Below are 19,842 nucleotides of genomic sequence, written 5' to 3' on the forward strand. Positions count from 1 at the left end.
GGTACCCCTACTCGGTCGGAGCCGACAGCCCGGGGGAGTGCAGCGGCTTGCGCAGGACCGCGCACGGGCGGCCCAGGCGGCGGTCGCCGCGGTGGCCGATGATCTCGTAGTCGAGGGCCGTCCAGAAGGCGAGGCCCTTGGGATTGTTGTCCAGGACGGCGAGGCGCACGGCGCTGCGGCCCGCGGCGCGGAACCGTTCCTCGACGTGGGACGCGAGCCGGCGGCCGTACCCCTGACGCCGGCCCGCCGGGTCCACCAGCAGCAGCCCGATCCACGGGTCCGGGTCGTCCGGGTCGGGGTGGCGGGCGAGCGTGATGGCGATCCCGGCCAGCCGCTCGGAGGCGCGCGCGAGCAGTACCTCCACGTCCGGGTTCGCCAGTTCCTCCGCCAGCGCGGCGGCCACCTGCTCCGGACGGATGTCGTCCGGGTCCGGGAAGTCACCGCTGAGCGCCTGGAAGTCGCGGTCGGCGGCATACAGCGCGGTGAGTTCGGTCAGCAGCGGGGCCGGAAGGTCGGCGCCGGGCGGGAGGCGCAGGACGTCGATGAGCACGCGGGGCAAACTACCGCGGCACACGACGTGGCCCCCAGCCGTTTCCCGGCCGGGGGCCACGTCACTGTGTGGGCGGGGAACTCAGACGTTCACGCCGAAGTCCTGGGCGATGCCCACCAGGCCCGAGGCGTAGCCCTGGCCGACGGCGCGGAACTTCCACTCGGCGCCGTTGCGGTAGAGCTCGCCGAAGACCATGGCGGTCTCGGTGGCGGCGTCCTCGGAGAGGTCGTAGCGGGCGATCTCGGTGCCGCCGGCCTGGTTGACGATGCGGATGTAGGCGTTGCGGACCTGGCCGAAGTTCTGCGAGCGGGTCTCGGCGTCGTAGATGGAGACCGGGAAGACGATCTTGTCGATGTCGGCCGGGAGACCGGCCAGGTTGACATTGATCTGCTCGTCGTCGCCCGAGCCCTCACCGGTGAGGTTGTCGCCCGTGTGGACGATCGTCTGGTCCGGCGTCTGCTTGTTGTTGAAGAAGACGAAGTGCTGGTCGGAGTACACCTTGCCCTGCTGGTTGACCGCGATCGCGGACGCGTCGAGGTCGAAGTCGGTGCCGGTGGTGGTGCGGACGTCCCAGCCGAGGCCCACGGTGACGGCGGTCAGGCCCGGAGCCTCCTTGGTGAGCGAGACGTTGCCACCCTTGGACAGGCTTACAGCCATGGTCGGGAGTTCCTTCCCTCGATGCGTGCGCTATGCGTGTGCGGTACTGAAGCTACAGCTACCCCTATGAACGTGGAGGGAGGTGCCACGGGTTCCCGGCTCTTTACTTTCTTTACCTTCGGCGATATTCGCGTGACTGGAGCCCACTCCAGGCGGGAACATGTCAGCCATGTCCGGTCCCTACGTCGTCCGAGGCTCCGTCGCGCTCCCCGAGGCCGAGCTCCAGTGGCGTTTCTCGCGTTCCTCGGGGCCGGGCGGGCAGCACGTCAACACGAGTGACTCCCAGGTCGAACTGCGCTTCGACCTCGCCGCGACCGAGGCACTGCCCGAGGTGTGGAAGCGACGCGCACTGGAGCGGCTGGCCGGACGCCTGGTCGATGGCGTCATCGCGGTCCGCGCCTCCGAGCACCGGTCCCAGTGGCGCAACCGCGAGACCGCCGCCGTACGCCTCGCAGCACTCCTCGCCGAGGCGACCGCACCCCCGCCCAAGCCCCGCAAACCGACACGCATACCGCGCGGCATCAACGAACGCCGCCTGCGGAAGAAGAAACAGCGCTCGGAGACCAAGCGGGGGCGGTCGGGCCGCGACTGGGGATAGAACGTGCCCGGGATGCTGTCACGTTTGCCCCGCGGGATCCGTCAAGGCGGTGGAATGCCAATGAATGCCACTGACGGTGGTCCGCTACGAGGGCTGGGGACACAGGACACATGGGCGACGACGACTTCCTTGCCGAGCGCTTCGAGGCACACCGCACGCATCTGCGTGCCGTGGCCTACCGCATGCTCGGCTCGCTCGCCGAGGCCGACGACGCGGTGCAGGAGGCCTGGTTCCGGCTGAGCCGCAGCGACACCCGGGAGGTCGGCAACCTCGGCGGCTGGCTGACGACCGTGGTGGGCCGGGTGTGCCTGGACATGCTTCGCTCCCGCAAGTCCCGCGCGGAGGAGTCGCTGGACGCGGGCGCGCCGGTCCCCGCCGCCGGAGCCGACCCCGAGCAGGACGCGCTGCTCGCCGACTCGGTGGGCGTCGCGCTGCTCGTCGTCCTGGAGACGCTGACCCCGGCCGAGCGGCTGGCCTTCGTGCTGCACGACATGTTCGCCGTGCCGTACGAGGAGGTCGCCGCCATCGTGGGCCGTACGCCGACGGCGGCCCGGCAGCTGGCCAGCCGGGCCCGGCGCCGGGTGCAGGGCGCTCCGGCGCCCGATGCCGATCTCGTACGGCAGCGGCAGGTCGTCGACGCCTTCCTCGCCGCGGCGCGGGGCGGGGACTTCGACGGGCTGCTGGAGGTGCTCGACCCGGATGTGGTGGTCCGCTCCGAGGCCGGTGTGAACACCGGGGCGGCGGCAGTCGCCTCGGGCGCCATCAGCTACGCCCGCCTCGGCCGGACCGGGCGGCCCGCTCTGGTCGACGGGGCCACCGGGCTTGTGGTGTTCTCCGCCGACGGACGCGTCGAGCGGGCGACGATCTTCAGGTTCGTACGGGACCGGATCGCCGTCATCGAGGGCATCACCGACCCGGCAGACCTGTCCCGGCTGGACATCACCCTGGGGTAGTCCACCGGCGCTGAGCTACCCCAGCTGCCGGTACCGCCCCTTGAAGTACGTCAGCGGCCCGCCGTCCGCGCTGGGGAGGCGGGCCGTCAGGACGCGGCCCACCACCAGCGTGTGGTCGCCGGCCGTGACGCGCTGTTCGGTGCGGCACTCCAGGGTCGCCAGGGCGCCGCCGACCAGGGGCGCCCCGGTGGCCTCGCCGCGGACGTAGGGGATGTCCTCGAAGAGCAGGCGGTCGCTGATGCGGCCCTTCATGGCGAAGCGGCCGGCGATGTGGCGCTGGCTCTCGGAGAGCACCGAGACCGCCCACAGGGGCTGCTCGGCGAGCAGGTCGTCCATGCGGGAGCCCTCGCGCAGGCTGACCAGGACCAGGGGTGGGTCCAGGGACACCGACATGAAGGCCGTCGCCGTCATGCCGACGTCCTCACCACCCGGCGCCTGCGGGTCGTCCGGGTCGAGCGGCGGCTCCTTCGCGGTCACCAGGACCACACCGGCCGCCAGCCGGGACATGGCCGCCCTGAACTCGTCGTTGCTCACCCCCACAGCATGCCCGGCGGCATCGGCCGCGGGAGCGGGTTGGGCGGGCGGAGCGGGAGGGCGGGTGTTCAGCACACCGAAACGCTAGTCTCCGGTGCGTGCCCCCGCATCGGACCTCAGCCCGAGCACGGTCGTAGGACCAGCGAAGGACATCGCTACAAAGCTTGCGTTCGGTAAACGCACGGGAAAAACACAGAAACCCCACTCAATTGTTCACGTTCTGCTGTGACTTGAGTCACAAGGGGCATTAATTGTTGACCCTGTGTACCGAGTGGGCAGCGCGCTGTGATTCAGTGGCGGGAAGCTGAAGGACGATACGCCGAAGAGAACCCTTGATTCGCTGCGAGGTCTCGGGGGGAGGGCGAGCATGGAGACCGAGTCGGAGCCGTATGTCCGCCTTGCGTCCCTGCGGCAGCTGCACCAGGCCATGGCGGACATGAACACCGCACGCAGCCTGGCCGACACGCTGCAGACCGTCGCGGACGGCGTCGTCACCGCCCTGGGCTACGAGCTGGCCTGCGTCAACCTCGTCCGCCCGGACGGCGATCTCGTCGTCGCCGCCTTCTCCGGCAACCCCGCCGCCGAGGCCCTGATCACCGGCCGGGTCGGCTCCCGTGAGTCGTGGGAGCGCCGGCTGAGCATGGGCGAGACCTGGGGCGACCTGATCTTCATCCCGCACACCGAGGGCTGGATCCTCGACGACGACGACGTCCCGCAGTGGTACACCGAGGGCCCCGCCCCCCGCTTCGAGGACGAGTGGCACCCCTCCGACCGGCTGTTCGCCCCGATGTACGCGCCGGGCGCCCAGGGCGGCCCGTCCTCCGGTGAACTGATCGGCGTCCTGTCCGTGGACCGGCCGCGCAACGGCCGCCGCCCCGGCGCATGGGGGCGCGAGGCGCTCCAGATGTACGCCTTCCAAGCCGCCATCGCCATCAGCAACGCTCGTCTACGCGCGAATATGCAGCGCGCCCTGGTCCGCCTGGAACGCGAACAGCAGGCACTGCGGGCCAGCGAGGAGAGCTTCCGGCAGGCCTTCGAGTACGCCCCCTCCGGCATGGCCATCGCCGAGATGGGCGGCGACCAGCACGGCCGGATCCTGCGCACCAACGACGCCCTGTGCCGCCTGCTGGGCCGCCCCGCCTCCGCGATGCGCCGCTACTCCTTCTCCGACCTCGTCCACCCCGAGGACATAGGCACGCTGCTGCGCACCTCGGCCGAGGGCGGCCGCGCCGAGCTGCGCCTGGGCCGCCGCGACGGCACTTACGTCTGGGTGTCCCTGCGCAACTCCGTGGTCGCCGACGCCGCCGACGGCCCCCGCTTCCTGCTCACCCACGTCGAGGACATCGAGGAGCGCAAGCGCCGCGAGCTCCAGCTCGCCCACCGCGCCTCCCACGACTCCCTCACCGGCCTGCCGAACTCCGCCGAGCTGCGCTCCCGCCTCTCCGCCCGCCTCTGCCAGCGCCCGCAGTCCGGCCTGCCCGCCGTCCACGACTCCCAGGACGCGGCCTACGGCCACCCCGCCTACGACGCCGGCTTCGACTTCCCGGCGCGCCGGGACGCGTACGACGTCTACGACCACCACGTCCACACCATCGCCCCCGAGGGTGAACACGACGACGGCACCAAGGGGCTCGCGGTCCTCTTCTGCGACCTCGACGGCTTCAAGTCGATCAACGACCGGTTCGGGCACAACGCGGGCGACGCGGTGCTCATCGAGGTCGCACGCCGCCTCAGCAACGGCGTCCGCGACGGCGACACGGTCGCCCGGCTCGGCGGCGACGAGTTCGTGATCCTCGCCGACGGCCTCGGCCGGGCCGACGCCCAGGACCTCGCCGTACGGCTGCGGAACGAGATCATCCAGCCGATCCGGGCCGAGGGGCGGGCCGTCCGGGTCGGGGCGAGTTTCGGTATCGGATGGGCGCACTGCGGCATGACGGCGGACGAGGTGTTGAAATCCGCTGACGAACGGATGTACGTCGAGAAACGGTCTCGTCCCAAACAGCATCGGCGGGCGGGCTAAGACCCAGGTCAGGGGCCCTAGAAGGTCAGAACCCGCCTCTGCTGTCACTCGCGGCAGGTAGGCTCGTCCGCATTGAGGAGACCTAGGGGTCACTCGCTCCACAGTCAGACGGCTGAAACCCGTCGTACATCTGTACGGCGGGTTCTGAGTGACCAGCCCGAGCCATCGTCAATAGGGAGGTGACCTTGATGGCTACGTTCCGTGCAGGTGTGTCGACCCACCAGCCCGTGCTTCCTCAGCGGCCTGCTCTGGAACCTGTACCTGCAGACATCTCCGGGAGCAGAGACGAAACGGGGTACAGGGCCTTGCCTGCTTAGGGCAAGGGAACCGGTACGGGACATGGGCGAGGGGATACCTGCACGCGATCACCTTCGCGAGTGGGAGTCACAGAACACTCGCTTTCGCTGAGTGCGAGAGAACGCGCTGTCGGTGACGACAGCATCATCGCGAGGACAACCTGATGCACGATGACGAGTCCCTGGACATACCGGGGCTGCGGGAGCCGCCACCGAAACCTGGCACAGGCGCGCCCCGGGTGTTCGTTCTGGACCGCAAGGGTCGCCCCTTGATGCCCTGCCACCCCGCCCGGGCTCGCGAATTGCTGCGGAAGGGACGGGCCGCCGTCGCCCGCTACACACCTTTCACCATCCGCATCAAGGACCGCCTACTGGCAGACTCGGACGTAAGTGGCGTCGCAGTCCGGATCGATCCCGGGTCGAAGGCAACAGGTATCGCGGTAACGGACGACATCACTCGGACTTCAGCTACCCATCGTGATGCCACCGTTCTTCGGCGCGGGTTGTACGCGGTGGAACTGCTGCACCGGGGCCCTGCCATCCGGGCAAGTATGGAACAGCGCGCGAGTCACCGAAGGAGACGCCGAGGAGCCAACACCCGCTACCGCGCTCCCCGCTTCGACAACCGGCGCCGCTGCAGCGGTTGGCTGCCACCATCGCTGCAGCACAGGGTTGACACGACATGGGCACAGGTCGAGCGTCTGTCGCGATTGGCGCCGCTGACGGAGGTCCACATCGAGAGAGTCGCTTTCGACACTCATGTGATGTCGGCCGGACGAGGGCTGATCGGGAGCGAGTACCAGCAAGGAACCCTTGCCGGGTACGAGCTCCGCAACTACCTGCTGGAGAAGTGGGGGCGGCGTTGCGCCTACTGCGGTAGGAGCGGTGTTCCCCTGCAGGTCGAGCACATCCAACCCAGGGCCAGCGGCGGGACAAACCGTATTTCAAACCTGACCTTGTCTTGTGCGCCTTGCAACCAGGCCAAGGCATCCCTGCCGGTCGAGGTGTTCCTGAAGGGCAGGCCTGAAGTTGCTGCACAGCTAAAGCAGCAGGCCAAGACTCCACTGAGGGATGCGGCGGTGATGAACGCCACCCGCAATCAGCTTGCCGAGCGGCTCCAGAACCTTGGCCGCCCGGTTTCCTGCTGGTCCGGGGGGATGACGAAGTACAACCGTGCTCTGTGCGGACTGGCTAAGTCGCACACCCTTGATGCCTTGGCAGTCGGCGAGACCGGACCCGGCTGCCGCATTGTGCGCCACCCGTCGCATGTGCTTGTCGCAACCGCTACCGGGCGGGGCAGCTACGCGCGCACCCGCACCGACAAGTACGGCTTCCCACGTCTCGTACTGCCTCGGACCAAGAGCCATCATGGTTTTCAAACGGGCGATCTAGTGCGTGCCGTCGTGCCGACCGGTAAGAAGGCAGGAACCCATGTGGGCCGAGTTGCCGTCCGAGCGTCAGGACGTTTCAACATCCGCACGCGACAAGGTGTCGTGCAGGGTATTGGCCATCAGCACGTGAGTCTGCTCCAGCGTGCGGATGGCTACGGTTATGCCGTCCGCACAGAGGAACGGAGCTTCCAGTCCCCGGCCGGAGCCGCCGGTGTCCACATAGGAGGAGTTCGATGACGCCCGGCAACAACGGCGCGAGCACGCCCGAGGACGACGACCCGTTCGGCTACCTCTACGCCGACGGTCAGGCCAACGGCGCCCAGCCGCCGTCCGGCGGCTACGGCTACCCCGGCTCCGTCAACCGCGTGCGATCGGTCGGCGAGCGGCAGTACGGCCAGCAGGCGGCGCCCACCGCACCCACCGCGCAGTACGGCCAGGCCGTGCCCCAGCAGCAGGGGGCGTACGGCCAGCCGAACCCGCACTACGCCGCGCCGGAGTCGTTCCCCGGCGGCGCCCCCACCGTCCAGACGCAGTCCGCCCCGGGCGGCGGTGGCGGCCGGGGCCGCGGCCCCAACACCAAGGGTCTGCTGATCGGCGCGATCGCGGTGGTCGCCGCCGTCGTGATCGGCATCAGCGTCGCGATGCTCGGCGGTGACGACGACAACTCGGCGGGCGACGACCAGCCCACCACCACGCCGTCGGCCTCCCAGAGCGCGGAGTCGAGCCCCTCGAGCGAGAGCAGCGCGGGCAGCGAGGAGGAGCTGCCCGCCATCGACGCCAGGGCCCTGCAGTTCGCGGGCGGCGCCACCACCGCCTCCGACATCAAGGGCGCCAAGGCGGGCGGCGGTGTCTACGTGACCGGCTTCAACGCCGTCGGCGCCTCGGTCACCTGGACCGTCAACGGCATCCCCGAGTCCGGCAAGTACACGCTGTACGTCGGCTACGGCGTGCCCGGCAAGGACGCCAACGCGACCCTCACGATCAACGGCACGGCCCAGACCCGACCGCTCAACATGGCCAACTTCGCGAAGGCTTCAGAGGGCGACTACGAGAAGGGTTGGACCTCAACGTGGTCCAACATTCAGCTTAATGAGGGCACCAACGTCGTTAAGATCTCCTGTGAGCAGGGCAACTCCTGCGAGGCCAACTTCGACCAGCTTTGGCTTAAGAGGGGGTGGAAGTAGGAGGGGAGCCGTCAGGTTGTAGAACAAGCCCATGTAAAGCCAACGAGGCTCCTGGCGACTACTGGAGTGCAGATTCCAGAAGTGACGACAGGAGCCACGATGTCATCTATCTCTGATGAGAGTAATGAGAACTCAGCTGGCGGTAGTCCACTCGGTGCAGGAGTTGAGGAGCGTGCTGCCCTCGAACCTGGCTACCTGGATGCCGACAGAAAAGATGCCGCTGTCATCATGTGCGTAGGTCACCACTCTCTCGTCATGGCCCTCGCCTCCGTAGTTTGCGTGCCATGACCAGTTCTTCACGGTACCGACGTGATTCTTCGTCTTCAGGCGGATTCTGGCGTGATGGCCATCGGCGCTTGTGTCTGAGATCGTCATGGAGAAGTCGATTCTGTCGGTGGCCCCGTTGAAGTTGTTAACGGTTATGCCACCCCAAGCGCCGGTTGTGCTGCACTGTCCACGGAGCGTTGCAGCCGACGCGGGGGTGGCAGAAAAAAGGCCCAGGAGTAGTGCGGAAGCTGCAACACTCGTCGCCGCCATAAGGCGCTTCTTCATATTTCCTCGAAAATGTATTCGACTGTCAGGGATGCGTCAATCTTGGCTGTCGCTGCCGATCGGTCAAGAGGGTTTAGTGCGCCTGCCAGCTAGCTGGCTAAATTTGCGCCACTGTTCCTTCGCGTGTGTCTGAAGACCGCATCAGCAGTTCCCTGTACACTGCGTCGTCGAACTCGCCCGCCACTGGCGTGAGCACGCTGGCCGCGCTCAGCGCCGCAGCGCGCGCTAGCCGGTCGGGCCATGGCAGCCGCTCCACCAACCCCGACAGCAGGCCCGCGACCGCTGAGTCGCCCGCGCCGGTCGGGTTGCCGTGGGTGCGGTTCGGCGGGGTGGCGTGCCAGCGGCCCTCGGGGGTTACCGCGAGCAGGCCTTCCGCGCCCAGGGAGGCGACGACCGTGCGGGCGCCTCGCCTGCGCGCGTCCTGTGTTGCGCGCAACGGCTCGTGGGAGCCGGTGAGTTCGGCCAGTTCGTCGGCGTTGGGCTTGATGACGTCCGGGCGGGCGGCCACCCCGCGGCGCAGCGGCTCGCCGCTGGTGTCCAGCAGCACGGGCACGCCCGCCGCACGCGCGGTGCGTATCAGGCCCGCATACGCGCCCACCGGCACACCCGGCGGCAGGCTGCCGCACAGGGCCACCGCGCTCGCCGGCGCCAGCAGGTCCTCGTAGGCCTCCAGGAACGCGGACCACTCGGCCGGTGCGATGGCCGGGCCGGGCTCGTTGAGCTGGGTCGTGTCGCCGGTCCGCTCGTCCACGACGGCGATGGTGCGCCGGGTCACGCCACCGATCGGGACGAGCGCGTCGACCACACCCGGCGTGGCGGTGAGGGCGTCCTGCACGATCCGTCCGGTGCTGCCGCCGACGAAGCCGGTGACCGTCACCTCGTAACCGAGCGCAGCCAGAACGCGGGCGACGTTGACGCCCTTGCCGCCGGGGCGTTCGGTCACCTCGGAGACCCGGTGGGTGGTGTGCGGCCGCAGGGACCGTACGCGATAGGTGATGTCGAGAGCGGTGTTCAGCGTGACCGTGAGGATCACCTGGGCCGACCTCCCCCGAAGGTTCGTGCGCTTGTCGTTTTCCGGAGGGTCGATCATGCCAAAGAGACGGCGGTCGGCACAGTCGTCCGGTCGGCCACCGTCTCTTCGGCCGGCTCTCTACTGGCGGATGTATCAGGGCAGTTGGGGCTCAACCACCCATTCTCCCTGCCGCATCACGCCCTTGAGTTCGAAGTCGGCGTCCAGCAGCACCAGGTCGGCGTCCTTGCCGGGTTCGAGGGAGCCGATCCGGTCGTCCAGGCCCAGCAGCCGCGCCGGGTTGGCCGACAGGGCCGCCACCGCGTGCTCCACCGGCAGCCGGTCGATGGTCACCGCCCGCTTGAAGGCGCGGTCCAGGGTGAGCGTGGAGCCGGCGATCGAGCCGCCCTCCACCAGGCGCGCCACGCCGTCGCTGACCTCCACCTCCAGCGGGCCGAGCAGATAGCGGCCGTCGCCGAAACCGGCCGCGTCCATCGCGTCGGTGACGAACGCGACCCGCGCCGGGCCCGCGTGACGGAACGCCAGCTGGAGGGCGGCCGGGTGCAGGTGCGTGCCGTCGTTGATGAGCTCGACGGTCACCCGCTCGTCCTCCAGCAGGGCGGCGATCGGGCCGGGGGCGCGGTGGCCGAGCGCGGGCATGGCGTTGAACAGGTGCGTGGCGACCGTCGCGCCCGCGCCGATCGCCTCGACCGTCTGCTCGTACGTCGCGTCCGTGTGGCCGACCGCCGCGATCACCCCGTGCTCGGCGAGCAGCCGCACGGAGTCGATGCCGCCCGGCAGTTCGGTGGCGAGCGTGAGCATCTTCGCCCTGCCGCGCGCCGCGTCGATCAGCTTGCGGACCTCGGAAGGCTCCGGGTCGCGCAGCAGCTCCTCGGAGTGCGCACCCTTGCGGCAGGGGGAGATGAACGGGCCCTCGAAGTGGATGCCGGCGATGTCGCCCTGCTCGGCGAGTTCGGACAGGAGGCCGGCCCGGTGGGCGAGGAAGTCCATGTCGCCGGTGACCGTGGAGGCGACCAGGGTGGTCGTGCCATGCAGCCGGTGGGTGTGGATGCCCTTGAGGACCTCGTCGACCGTGCCGGAGGTGAAGGAGGCTCCGCCGCCGCCGTGGTTGTGGATGTCTACGAAGCCGGGTACTAGCCAGTGGCCTCGCAGGTCGATCACCTGGGCGTTTTCTGGGGCTGTGCCGGTGATGCGGGTGCCGTCGACGATCACTTGGCCGTCTTTGACGGTTCCCGTGGGCATGACCACGTTGGCGCCGAAGAGGACCAGCGGTGTTCTGTGCATCGCGGGCTGCGGGTGCGTTGTGGCTGGTCGCGCAGTTCCCCGCGCCCCTGAGGGGGTTGCCATCAGGCCGTTTCCTCCTTGCGGTCGGTTGTCTCGAGGAGATCCCAGGCCAGAAGTCCCGCGCCCAGGCAGCCGGCCGTGTCGCCCAGGGCCGCCGGGACGATGGTCGGCAGTTTCTGGAAGGTGACGCGCTGTTTCACCGCGTCCCGCAGCGGTGTGAACAAGGTTTCCCCTGCCTCGGCGAGCCCGCCACCGATGATGAGCGTGCGCGGGTCCAGCAGGGTGAGGGCGGTGACCAGGCCGTCGGCGAGGGCGTTCACGGCGTCCTGCCAGATCCGTACGGCCTTCTGGTCGCCGGACGCGACGGCCTTGGCGCAGTCGGCCGCGTCCGCCTGCGCGTCCCCGGTCGCCGCCGCCCATGCCTCGCTGACCGCCGCCGCCGACGCGAACCGCTCCAGGCAGCCGCGCTGCCCGCACGGACAGGGCGTCCCGCCGGGCCGTACGACGACATGGCCGATCTCGCCCGCGAAGCCGTGCGCACCCGCCTCCACCCGGCCGTCGATGCCGATGGCACCCGCGATGCCGGTGCCCAGCGGCACGAACAGGAACCGGTCCGCGCCTTGCCCGGCACCGATCCGGCCCTCGGCGAGCCCGCCGGTGCGCACATCGTGGCCGAGGGCGACCGGGATGCCGCCGAGCCGGTCGGCGAGGAGTTCGCGCAGGGGGACGTCACGCCAGCCGAGGTTGGCCGCGTAGGCGGCGATGCCGTGCTGTTCGTCGACGATGCCGGGGACGGCGACGCCGGCGGCGGCCGCGGGCGTGCCGAGGTGCTGTTCGCCGTACGCGCGGAGCTCGGCGGCGAAGTCGAGGATGCCGTCGACGACCGCGCCGGGCCCGCGTTCCCGCCCGGTCGGTCGGCGCGCCTGGTGGATCAGGGCGCCGCCCGCCCCGACCAGGGCGGCCTTCATCCCGGTGCCGCCCACATCGAGGGCGATGACGTGTCTCACGGGGGACAGTGTGGCCCGAGGACCCGGAAGAGGTCTAGTCCACTTACGTGGTGTAGACCTTGACCTCGGTTTTAAAAAGTCAGATGTATATTTCGGCAAGGGTGGGCAAGAGCACGTGCAGCGGCGCAGGACAGGAATGATCGCGGTGGTGTCCGCACTGGGCATGACGGCGGCCCTCGGCGGCTGCGGCCTCGGCGGAGACACGGACGACGTGACGCTGCGGCTGGCCGCCGCCGACTACGGCGACAGCGCGGCCAACAGCTCGAAGAAGTACTGGGCGAAGCTGGTCGAGGAGTACGAGGCCGACCACCCGGATGTGAACGTCGAGGTCAGCGTCTACTCCTGGAACGACGTCGACGCCAAGGTGAAGGAGATGATCGAGGCCGGGAAGGCGCCCGACATGGCCCAGATCGGCGCGTACGCCGACTACGCGGCCGACGACCTGCTCTACACCGCCGACGACCTGCTCTCCATACCGGTCCAGGCCGGTTTCTCCTCCGCGCTCGCCAGCGCGGGGCAGGTCAACGGGGTGCAGTACGGCCTGCCGTTCGCCGCCTCCACGCGCCTGCTCTTCTACAACAAGACCCTCTTCGAGGAGGCCGACCTCACCCCGCCCACCACATGGGCGGAACTGGCCGCCGACGCCGCGGCCCTGAAGGCCGAGGGCGTGAAGTACCCCTACGCCCTGCCGCTCGGCTCCGAGGAGGCGCAGGCCGAGACCATGCAGTGGCTGCTCAGCGGGGGCGGCGGCTACACCGACACCGTCGGCACCTACGGCATCGACTCCACGGAGAACGTCGAGACCTTCACCTGGCTGCGCGACGAGCTGGTCGGCGAGGACCTCACCGGGCCGGTCGCCCCCGGCAAGCTCAACCGCGCCGACGCGTTCGCCGCCTTCGCCCGGGGCGAGGTCGGCATGCTGAACGGCCATCCGTCCCTGATGAAGATGGCCGAGAAGAAGGGCGTGAAGTTCGGCATGGTGCCGATGCCCGGCGTGAACGGTGAGAGCAAGGCCACGATGGGCGTCGCCGACTGGATGCTGGCGTTCAAGCAGAACGGCCACAAGGAGCAGGTCGGCGACTTCCTCGACTTCGTCTACAGCGAGGAGAACGTCCTCGCCTTCTCCCGCGAGTACGACCTGCTGCCGGTCACCCACGCCGCGTCCGAGGTCATGAGCGGCGCGTCCGAGGACCAGGACCTCAAGCCGTTCCTGGACGAACTGCCGCTCGCCGAGTTCTACCCCGTCGGCAAGACGTCCTGGGCGGCGGTCAGCGCGGAGGTCAAGAAGCGGATCGGCTCCACCGTGGAGCCCGGTGGCAGCCCGTCGGCGATCCTCGGTCAGCTGCAGTCGACGGCGACCACGGCGGAGAGCTCGGCAGCGGGATAGGTCGCGCTGTCGGTGCCGGGGGTTACGGTTTCGGGCATGGAGCAGGAGCGGCTCGGACGGTGGGAACAGGACATCCTCGCGCTGGAACGCCGGGGGTTTGCCGGGCCCGGTGCGAAGGAGCGGGCGATACGGGAGGAGCTGAGCCTGGCCCCGGTGCGCTACTACCAGCTGCTCAACGCCCTGCTCGACGATCCGCGGGCGTTGGCGCACGATCCGGTGACGGTGAATCGCCTTCGCAGGCTGCGGGAGCGGTGGCGGGCGGGGCGGTGACCGGCGTTTTCTGGTCACCCGGCGTGGTGTGGGCCCCCGCTGGGGGCTGCCGCCCCCAGGCCCCCGCTTCGGCCTGAACGGCCTCGTCCTCAATCGCCGGACGGGCTCAATTTCGCCGACCGGCGTGTAATAGCCCGCCCACGGATATGGTCGCCCTATGGGCAGCCACGAGACCGAACCCCGTACGACTCTCCCGACGCCCTCGACCCCTGCCGGGTGTGACGGGCTCGACGCGATTCTCGCCCGGCCCGGCAAGGCGGTGATCGCCCTCGACTTCGACGGGACGCTCGCCCCGATCGTGCCCGACCCCGAGCAGGCGCGGGCCCACCCCGACGCGGTGCCCGCGCTCGCCGCCCTCGCCCCGAAGGTCGCCTCCGTCGCCGTGATCACCGGCCGCCCGGCGGACGTGGCCGTGCGATACGGCGGCTTCGCGGGCGTACCCGGCCTCGAGCACCTCGTCGTCCTCGGCCACTACGGCGCCGAACGCTGGGACGCCGTGAGCGGCGAGGTCAGCGCCCCCGCCCCGCACCCCGGTGTCGCCGCCGTCCGCGAGGAACTGCCGGGGCTGCTCGAACGGGTGGGCGCCGGGCAGGGCACCTGGGTGGAGGACAAGGGCCACGCGGTCGCCGTCCACACCCGCCGCGCCGCCGACCCCCAGGCCGCGTTCGAGGCCCTGCGCGAACCCCTCTCCGACCTCGCCACCCGGCACGGCCTGATCGTCGAACCCGGCCGCATGGTTCTGGAACTCCGCCCACCCGGCATGGACAAGGGCGTCGCCCTCCTGGAACACGTCCGCGACCTCTCCGCCGCCTCCGTCCTCTACGCCGGCGACGACCTCGGCGACCTCCCCGCCTACGCCGCCATCGACACACTCCGCTCCGACGGCACCCCAGGCCTGCTGGTATGCAGCGGCAGCGACGAGGTCACCGAGCTGAGGGAACGGGCGGACGTGGTGGTGCCCGGCCCGGAGGGCGTCGTAGACCTGCTGACCGCCCTGGCGGCACACATCGGCTGACGGCCTGGCCTGACCTGGCTGTGGGCAGTCGTTCCGCAGGGCGATGGGGGTCCCCCGCTCGAGCGAAGCCGAGAGTGGGGGAGGGTGGGCACAGCCACCAACGCCGGGCACCGTCTGATCAGGCGTTCAGTTCACTCAGCTGGTCCAGAAACCACCGACCGGGCGGAAGCGAAGTCGCCGCCGCCGCCAACCTCTTCGTCCGCTCGGCCCGCTCGCCGACCGACATGCTCAGCGCCTCGTACAACGCCTCGGCCGTCCCGACCACGTCGTACGGGTTCACCCCGATCGCATCCTCCCCCAGCTCCTCATACGCCCCCGCCTCTCGCGACAGCACCAGCACGCACCCCTCGTCGGAGACGACCGGCACCTCCTTGGCGACGAGGTTCATCCCGTCCCGGATGGGGTTGACCAGCGCCACGTCCGCCAGCCGGTACGCCGCCAGCGACCGTGCGAAGTCGTCCTTGACGTGCAGCACCACCGGCGTCCAGCCCGGCGTCCCGTACCGCCCGTTGATCTCCTCGGCCTGCCGCTGCACCTGAGCCGTGTACTCCTGGTACACGGCGAGATCCTGCCGCGACGGGTACGCGAACGCGACGTGCACCACCCGCTCACGCCACTCCGGGTGGTCGTCGAGCAGCTGCCGGTACGCCAGCAGGCCCCGCACGATGTTCTTCGACAGCTCGGTCCGGTCCACCCGGACGATCGCCTTGCGGCCCTCGCCGATCTCCGCCCGCAGCGTCGCCATCCGCTCGTTCACATCGGCCTCGTGCGACCGCTTCCGCAGGAAGTCCGCGTCCGCACCGAGTCCGTGCACCCCGACGCGCGTGTCCCCGAGGCCCCCGGCGAACGCCTCGCAGCACGCGGTGAACGCGTCCGCCCAGCGATGGGTGAGGAAGCCGAGCCGGTCCGCGCCCAGCATCCCGCGCAGCAACTGCCCGGCGATGTCGTCCGGAAGCACCCGGAAGTACTCCGGCGGCGCCCACGGCGTGTGCGAGAAGTGGCCGATCCGCACATCCGGGCGCAGCTCGCGCAGCAGCCCCGGGACCAGGCTGAGGTGGTAGTCCTGCACCATCACCGCGGCACCCTGCGCCGCCTCCTGCGCCAGCGCCTCGGCGAAGGCGCGGTTGTACGCCTCGTACGAGGCCCACTGCCGCCGGAACTCCGCGTCGAAGACCGGCTCCAGCGGCGTCTGGTACAGCATGTGGTGGACGAACCACAGCACGGAGTTGGCGATGCCGTTGTACGCGTCCGCGTGCACGTCGGCCGGAATGTCCAGCATCCGCACACCGGATTCGCCGACCCCGCGCCGCACGGCCTCCCGGTCGCCGTCGCCGAGGGCGGAGCACACCCACAGCGCGCCGGCGTCCGGCCCGATGGCCGACAGCCCGGAGACCAGCCCGCCGCCGCCGCGTCTGGCGGCCAGCGAGCCGTCCTCGCGCACCTCGTACGAGACCGGGCCACGGTTGGAGGCCACCAGTACCTGCGCAGCACCGTACTTTGAAGCCATACGCCTCAACCTAGCCCGAGCCGGATCCGCTCAAACGTACGGAAGGCCGCCCGGCGGGGCCGTATACAACGCCCATAAAACGGTCACGCCACTTTCCGGGCGGCGTACTCGGCGATCTCCACCATCGGCGGACGCTCCTCCGTGTCCACGGAGAACGTACGCGGTTCGAATCCGTCCTCCACCCGTTCGAACTGGGTGAGGGAGGGCCGGATCAGATGGCCGCGGGCCAGCCGCAGCTGGGCCGTGCGGTAGATCGCCGCCGCCATCCGGCCGAGCGCCTGCCCGTCCTGGTGGCGGTGCTTGCGCACCCCGACGTCGACCTGCGCGAGCGCGTCGAGGCCGGCCAGGTGGAGGGAGTCGACCAGCATGCCGAGCTCCACGCCGTAGCCGACAGGGAACGGGAGCTGTTCGAGCAGCGAGCGGCGGGCCGCGTACTCGCCGCCCAGCGGCTGGACGAAACCGGCCAGCTGCGGCCAGTGCATGTTCAGCAGCGGACGGGCCATCAGCTCGGTCACCCGGCCGCCCTGCCCCGCCGTACCGCCGAGCGGACGGTCGTACATCCCCTTGACGAGGTCGACCTCCGGGTCGGTGAGCAGCGGGCCGACAATGCCCGACACGAAGTCCGAGGAGAACTCCTTCAGGTCGGCGTCGATGAAGCAGACGATGTCCCCGCTCGTGACGAGGAGGGAGCGCCACAGGACCTCGCCCTTGCCGGGGACGGCCGGTATGCGCGGCAGGATGTCGTCGCGGTGGACGACCCGGGCGCCCGCGGCGGCGGCCACCTCGGAGGTGCGGTCGGTGGACCCCGAGTCGACGACGACGATCTCGTCGACGAGCGGGAGCTGCTGCATGAGGTCGTGACGGATCACGGCGACGATGTCGCCGACGGTCTCCTCCTCGTTGAGTGCGGGCAGCACGACACTGACCGACTGGCCCGTCGTGCGTTTGGCGGCCAGGATCTTGTGGAGCGGGCGATCGGTCAGGGACCAGGAGCGGGTGCTCAGCCAGCGCTCGACTTCTTCCAGCACAGCTTGCGGCTCCTCTGCGTTCTCCAGGCGAGGGGGGTTGTGATCCATCTCGCGGTTCGGACGACTATCTCAACTGTCCTGGCCTTCGGTTACAGTCTTGAACAACGCTGATGACCATCGCATGTCGGGGGTTGTTTGCGTCTACAACCACATACAGCTCATCCAGAGGGGCAGAGGGAAACGGCCCGATGAAGCCCCGGCAACCCTCCAGCCGGTTCTTGTCACGCAGACGTGGTGAGGCTCCCGGCTAGGGAAGGTGCCAATTCCGTCTCACGGCGAGATGCGTCGTGAGGAAGATGAGGAGAAAGGGCCTCGCCTCACATGGCTGTGCAGACTGTCGCAAGCACCAGCACCCCCACCGTCGATCTCGGTCCCGCCGCCGCGCTGTCCTGTCGCGAGTGCGGCCACCGCGTACCGCTCGGCCCGGTCTTCGCGTGCGAGGAGTGTTTCGGCCCGCTCGAGATCGCCTACGACTTCTCCGCATACGACGCCGAGGAGCTCCGCAAGCGCATCGAGGCGGGACCGTCGAACATCTGGCGTTACGCACCCCTGCTGCCCGTCCCCGCGGACGTGGCTGGCAAGCCGAACCTGAACCCGGGCTGGACCAAGCTCGTCAAGGCCGACAACCTCGCGCGCGAACTCGGCGTCACCGGCGGGCTGTACGTGAAGGACGACTCCGGCAACCCGACCCACTCCTTCAAGGACCGCGTGGTCGCCCAGGCCCTGGAGGCCGCCCGCGCCTTCGGCTTCACCACCCTGTCCTGCTCCTCCACCGGCAACCTGGCCGGTGCGGTGGGCGCCGCGGCGGCCCGCGCCGGCTTCCGCTCCTGTGTGTTCATCCCGCACGACCTCGAGCAGGGCAAGGTCGTCATGGCCGCGGTCTACGGCGGCGAACTCGTCGGCATCGAGGGCAACTACGACGACGTGAACCGCTTCTGCTCCGAGCTGATCGGCGACCCCGCCGGCGAGGGCTGGGGCTTCGTCAACGTCAACCTGCGGCCGTACTACGCGGAGGGCTCCAAGACCCTGGCGTACGAGATCTGCGAGCAGCTCGGCTGGCAGCTGCCCGACCAGATCGTCGTGCCGATCGCCTCCGGCTCCCAGCTCACGAAGATCGACAAGGGGCTCCAGGAGCTGATCAAGCTCGGGCTGGTCGAGGACAAGCCGTACAAGATCTTCGGCGCGCAGGCCGAGGGCTGCTCGCCGGTGTCGGTGGCCTTCAAGGGGGGCCACGACGTCGTCCGGCCGCAGAAGCCCGACACCATCGCCAAGTCGCTGGCCATCGGCAACCCCGCGGACGGGCCGTACGTCCTGGACATCGCCCGGCGCACCGGCGGTGCGGTGGAGGACGTCACGGACGCGCAGATCGTGGACGCCATCAAGCTGCTGGCGCGGACCGAGGGCATCTTCGCGGAGACCGCCGGTGGAGTGACCGTGGGTGTGACGCGCAAGCTGATCGAGAACGGTCTCCTCGACCCGGCCCTCACCACCGTCGTCCTCAACACCGGCGACGGTCTCAAGACGCTGGACGCGGTGGCCGGCACCGGGCTGACCGCGACCATTCGTCCCAACCTGGAGTCGTTCCGGGAAGCCGGCCTCGTCTGAAGTCCCGCGCCCCTGGGCCCGTTCACCCGACCGGAGGTCATTTCATGAGCGTCACCGTCCGCATCCCCACCATCCTGCGCACCTACACCGGCGGTCAGGCAGAGGTCGCCGCCGAGGGCGCGACCCTCGCCGAGGTCATCGCCGATCTGGAGAAGAACCACACGGGCATCTCGGCCCGCGTCCTGGACGACCAGGGCAAGCTGCGCCGCTTCGTCAACGTGTACGTCAACGACGACGATGTCCGTTTCGAGCAGGGCCTTCAGACGGCGACCCCGGACGGTGCGGGCGTCTCCATCATCCCGGCGGTCGCGGGCGGCTGATCCGCTCCTGCGTTACCGTGAGTAACGCCGGTTACGCAATGTTCATCGATTTGCCCCCTCCGTGAGAGAAGCGGAGGGGGCAATTCAGTGTGATTGAGCGCGGTACAGTTGGGGAAAGCACTGCGACCCGCATGCCGGACGCATATGAGTTCCGGCTCCGCGTGCGATAAGAAGCAGCCAAAATGTGTGGCTCTTTTGCGTCTTTCGTTCCCTTTATGGGGCCCGACTTGCCCTGAATTCGGGCGAATTCTCCGCAAATTCCCGGCCCTCGGTGCCCAGAATTCTCGTCCGACTGACCTGTTGCAGACGGCAGTTGGACAGATACATTCGGCCGCGGTCGACGCGTTCCGGCGCACGCCCCCAACCAATGGGGGGTGAGGTCTGACCCGGATCCGCGAAGTGTGGATCTGTGCAAGGGCCAGTAATAGGGGAGTTAGGCATGGCTCAGGGCACCGTCAAGTGGTTCAACGCGGAGAAGGGGTACGGCTTCATCGCGGTCGACGGTGGTGCGGATGTTTTCGTCCACTACAGCGCGATCCAGATGGACGGATACCGCACCCTGGAAGAGGGTCAGCGGGTCGATTTCGAGATCTCGCAGGGCCAGAAGGGGCCGCAGGCGGACATGGTCCGGCTCGCGACCAGCTGAAGCACGCG

At 69.4% G+C, this 19,842-nt stretch carries 20 protein-coding genes and 1 riboswitch; of the genes, 11 read left to right on the top strand and 9 right to left on the bottom strand.

Going from position 1 to position 19,842, the window contains the following annotated elements; translation table 11 throughout:
• Positions 1–7: 7 nt before the first annotated feature.
• Together ACKTSN_RS25475 and ACKTSN_RS25480 are read right to left on the bottom strand one after the other, a co-directional pair.
• Complete coding sequence (locus ACKTSN_RS25475) at positions 8–550, bottom strand: GNAT family N-acetyltransferase (RefSeq protein ID WP_409471227.1); 543 nt, start codon at positions 548–550, stop codon at positions 8–10.
• An 81-nt stretch (positions 551–631) separates the two neighbouring features.
• On the bottom strand, positions 632–1,207 hold the full coding sequence (locus tag ACKTSN_RS25480; RefSeq protein ID WP_409471228.1) for a TerD family protein: 576 nt from the start codon (positions 1,205–1,207) through the stop codon (positions 632–634).
• A 160-nt stretch (positions 1,208–1,367) separates the two neighbouring features.
• On the opposite strand from ACKTSN_RS25480, the gene arfB reads away from it, so the two are divergent.
• Together arfB and ACKTSN_RS25490 are read left to right on the top strand one after the other, a co-directional pair.
• The gene (gene arfB, locus ACKTSN_RS25485) at positions 1,368–1,805 is read left to right on the top strand and encodes an alternative ribosome rescue aminoacyl-tRNA hydrolase ArfB (RefSeq protein ID WP_409471229.1); all 438 of its coding nucleotides are present in this window, start codon (positions 1,368–1,370) and stop codon (positions 1,803–1,805) included.
• A gap of 110 nt (positions 1,806–1,915) precedes the next feature.
• Entirely contained in the window at positions 1,916–2,758 is an 843-nt protein-coding gene (locus tag ACKTSN_RS25490; protein ID WP_409471230.1) for a sigma-70 family RNA polymerase sigma factor, read from the top strand.
• Positions 2,759–2,773: 15 nt separating this feature from the next.
• On the opposite strand, the gene ACKTSN_RS25495 is transcribed toward ACKTSN_RS25490, so the two are convergent.
• A complete protein-coding gene (locus ACKTSN_RS25495) occupies positions 2,774–3,292 on the bottom strand; it encodes a flavin reductase family protein (protein WP_409471231.1) in 519 nt (172 codons plus the stop codon).
• 367 nt (positions 3,293–3,659) lie between these two features.
• Between ACKTSN_RS25495 and cdgB the strand changes: the two genes are divergently transcribed.
• From cdgB to ACKTSN_RS25510, 3 genes are all read left to right on the top strand, one after another.
• Positions 3,660–5,312, top strand: coding sequence for a diguanylate cyclase CdgB (gene cdgB / locus ACKTSN_RS25500; protein WP_409471232.1), 1,653 nt, complete (start codon positions 3,660–3,662; stop codon positions 5,310–5,312).
• Positions 5,313–5,772: 460 nt separating this feature from the next.
• Positions 5,773–7,236, top strand: a complete 1,464-nt coding sequence (iscB, locus tag ACKTSN_RS25505; protein WP_409471233.1) for an RNA-guided endonuclease IscB — start codon at positions 5,773–5,775, stop codon at positions 7,234–7,236.
• Positions 7,233–8,183 (top strand): carbohydrate-binding protein, encoded by a 951-nt coding sequence (locus tag ACKTSN_RS25510; RefSeq protein WP_409471234.1) that lies wholly within the window; start codon positions 7,233–7,235, stop codon positions 8,181–8,183. The genes iscB and ACKTSN_RS25510 overlap by 4 nt, the downstream gene beginning before the upstream one ends.
• A gap of 132 nt (positions 8,184–8,315) precedes the next feature.
• Here ACKTSN_RS25510 and ACKTSN_RS25515 read toward each other — a convergent pair whose 3' ends face one another.
• From ACKTSN_RS25515 to ACKTSN_RS25530, 4 genes are all read right to left on the bottom strand, one after another.
• Complete coding sequence (locus ACKTSN_RS25515) at positions 8,316–8,735, bottom strand: hypothetical protein (RefSeq protein ID WP_409471235.1); 420 nt, start codon at positions 8,733–8,735, stop codon at positions 8,316–8,318.
• A gap of 97 nt (positions 8,736–8,832) precedes the next feature.
• Entirely contained in the window at positions 8,833–9,768 is a 936-nt protein-coding gene (locus tag ACKTSN_RS25520; RefSeq protein WP_409471236.1) for a 1-phosphofructokinase family hexose kinase, read from the bottom strand.
• 132 nt (positions 9,769–9,900) lie between these two features.
• Complete coding sequence (gene nagA, locus ACKTSN_RS25525) at positions 9,901–11,049, bottom strand: N-acetylglucosamine-6-phosphate deacetylase (protein ID WP_409471237.1); 1,149 nt, start codon at positions 11,047–11,049, stop codon at positions 9,901–9,903.
• Positions 11,050–11,111: 62 nt separating this feature from the next.
• A complete protein-coding gene (locus tag ACKTSN_RS25530) occupies positions 11,112–12,056 on the bottom strand; it encodes an ROK family protein (protein ID WP_409471238.1) in 945 nt (314 codons plus the stop codon).
• A gap of 136 nt (positions 12,057–12,192) precedes the next feature.
• Between ACKTSN_RS25530 and ACKTSN_RS25535 the strand changes: the two genes are divergently transcribed.
• The 3 genes from ACKTSN_RS25535 to otsB all read left to right on the top strand — a co-directional run bounded on the left by ACKTSN_RS25535 (position 12,193) and on the right by otsB (position 14,728).
• Positions 12,193–13,443, top strand: coding sequence for an extracellular solute-binding protein (locus ACKTSN_RS25535; protein WP_409471239.1), 1,251 nt, complete (start codon positions 12,193–12,195; stop codon positions 13,441–13,443).
• A gap of 36 nt (positions 13,444–13,479) precedes the next feature.
• On the top strand, positions 13,480–13,713 hold the full coding sequence (locus ACKTSN_RS25540; protein WP_409471240.1) for a DUF3263 domain-containing protein: 234 nt from the start codon (positions 13,480–13,482) through the stop codon (positions 13,711–13,713).
• A 157-nt stretch (positions 13,714–13,870) separates the two neighbouring features.
• Positions 13,871–14,728: a trehalose-phosphatase gene (gene otsB / locus ACKTSN_RS25545; RefSeq protein ID WP_409471241.1), complete on the top strand. Its 858-nt coding sequence runs from the start codon at positions 13,871–13,873 to the stop codon at positions 14,726–14,728.
• A 118-nt stretch (positions 14,729–14,846) separates the two neighbouring features.
• On the opposite strand, the gene ACKTSN_RS25550 is transcribed toward otsB, so the two are convergent.
• Positions 14,847–16,235 carry an alpha,alpha-trehalose-phosphate synthase (UDP-forming) gene (locus ACKTSN_RS25550; protein WP_409471242.1) on the bottom strand — a complete coding sequence of 463 codons (1,389 nt, stop codon included), beginning with the start codon at positions 16,233–16,235 and terminating at the stop codon, positions 14,847–14,849.
• An 83-nt stretch (positions 16,236–16,318) separates the two neighbouring features.
• Complete coding sequence (locus ACKTSN_RS25555) at positions 16,319–17,263, bottom strand: glucosyl-3-phosphoglycerate synthase (RefSeq protein ID WP_224736158.1); 945 nt, start codon at positions 17,261–17,263, stop codon at positions 16,319–16,321.
• Between the two features lie 155 nt (positions 17,264–17,418).
• Positions 17,419–17,566, top strand: a riboswitch (SAM riboswitch).
• 18 nt (positions 17,567–17,584) lie between these two features.
• Between ACKTSN_RS25555 and thrC the strand changes: the two genes are divergently transcribed.
• The 3 genes from thrC (at position 17,585) to ACKTSN_RS25570 (ending at position 19,834) form a co-directional block, all read left to right on the top strand.
• Positions 17,585–18,868, top strand: a complete 1,284-nt coding sequence (gene thrC / locus ACKTSN_RS25560; RefSeq protein WP_409471243.1) for a threonine synthase — start codon at positions 17,585–17,587, stop codon at positions 18,866–18,868.
• A 44-nt stretch (positions 18,869–18,912) separates the two neighbouring features.
• Complete coding sequence (locus ACKTSN_RS25565; protein WP_129798483.1) at positions 18,913–19,188, top strand: MoaD/ThiS family protein; 276 nt, start codon at positions 18,913–18,915, stop codon at positions 19,186–19,188.
• 439 nt (positions 19,189–19,627) lie between these two features.
• A complete protein-coding gene (locus ACKTSN_RS25570) occupies positions 19,628–19,834 on the top strand; it encodes a cold-shock protein (RefSeq protein ID WP_019057200.1) in 207 nt (68 codons plus the stop codon).
• Positions 19,835–19,842: the final 8 nt, after the last annotated feature.

This window comes from Streptomyces flavusporus, from assembly GCF_046267975.1.
GTDB classification, from domain to species: domain Bacteria; phylum Actinomycetota; class Actinomycetes; order Streptomycetales; family Streptomycetaceae; genus Streptomyces; species Streptomyces flavusporus.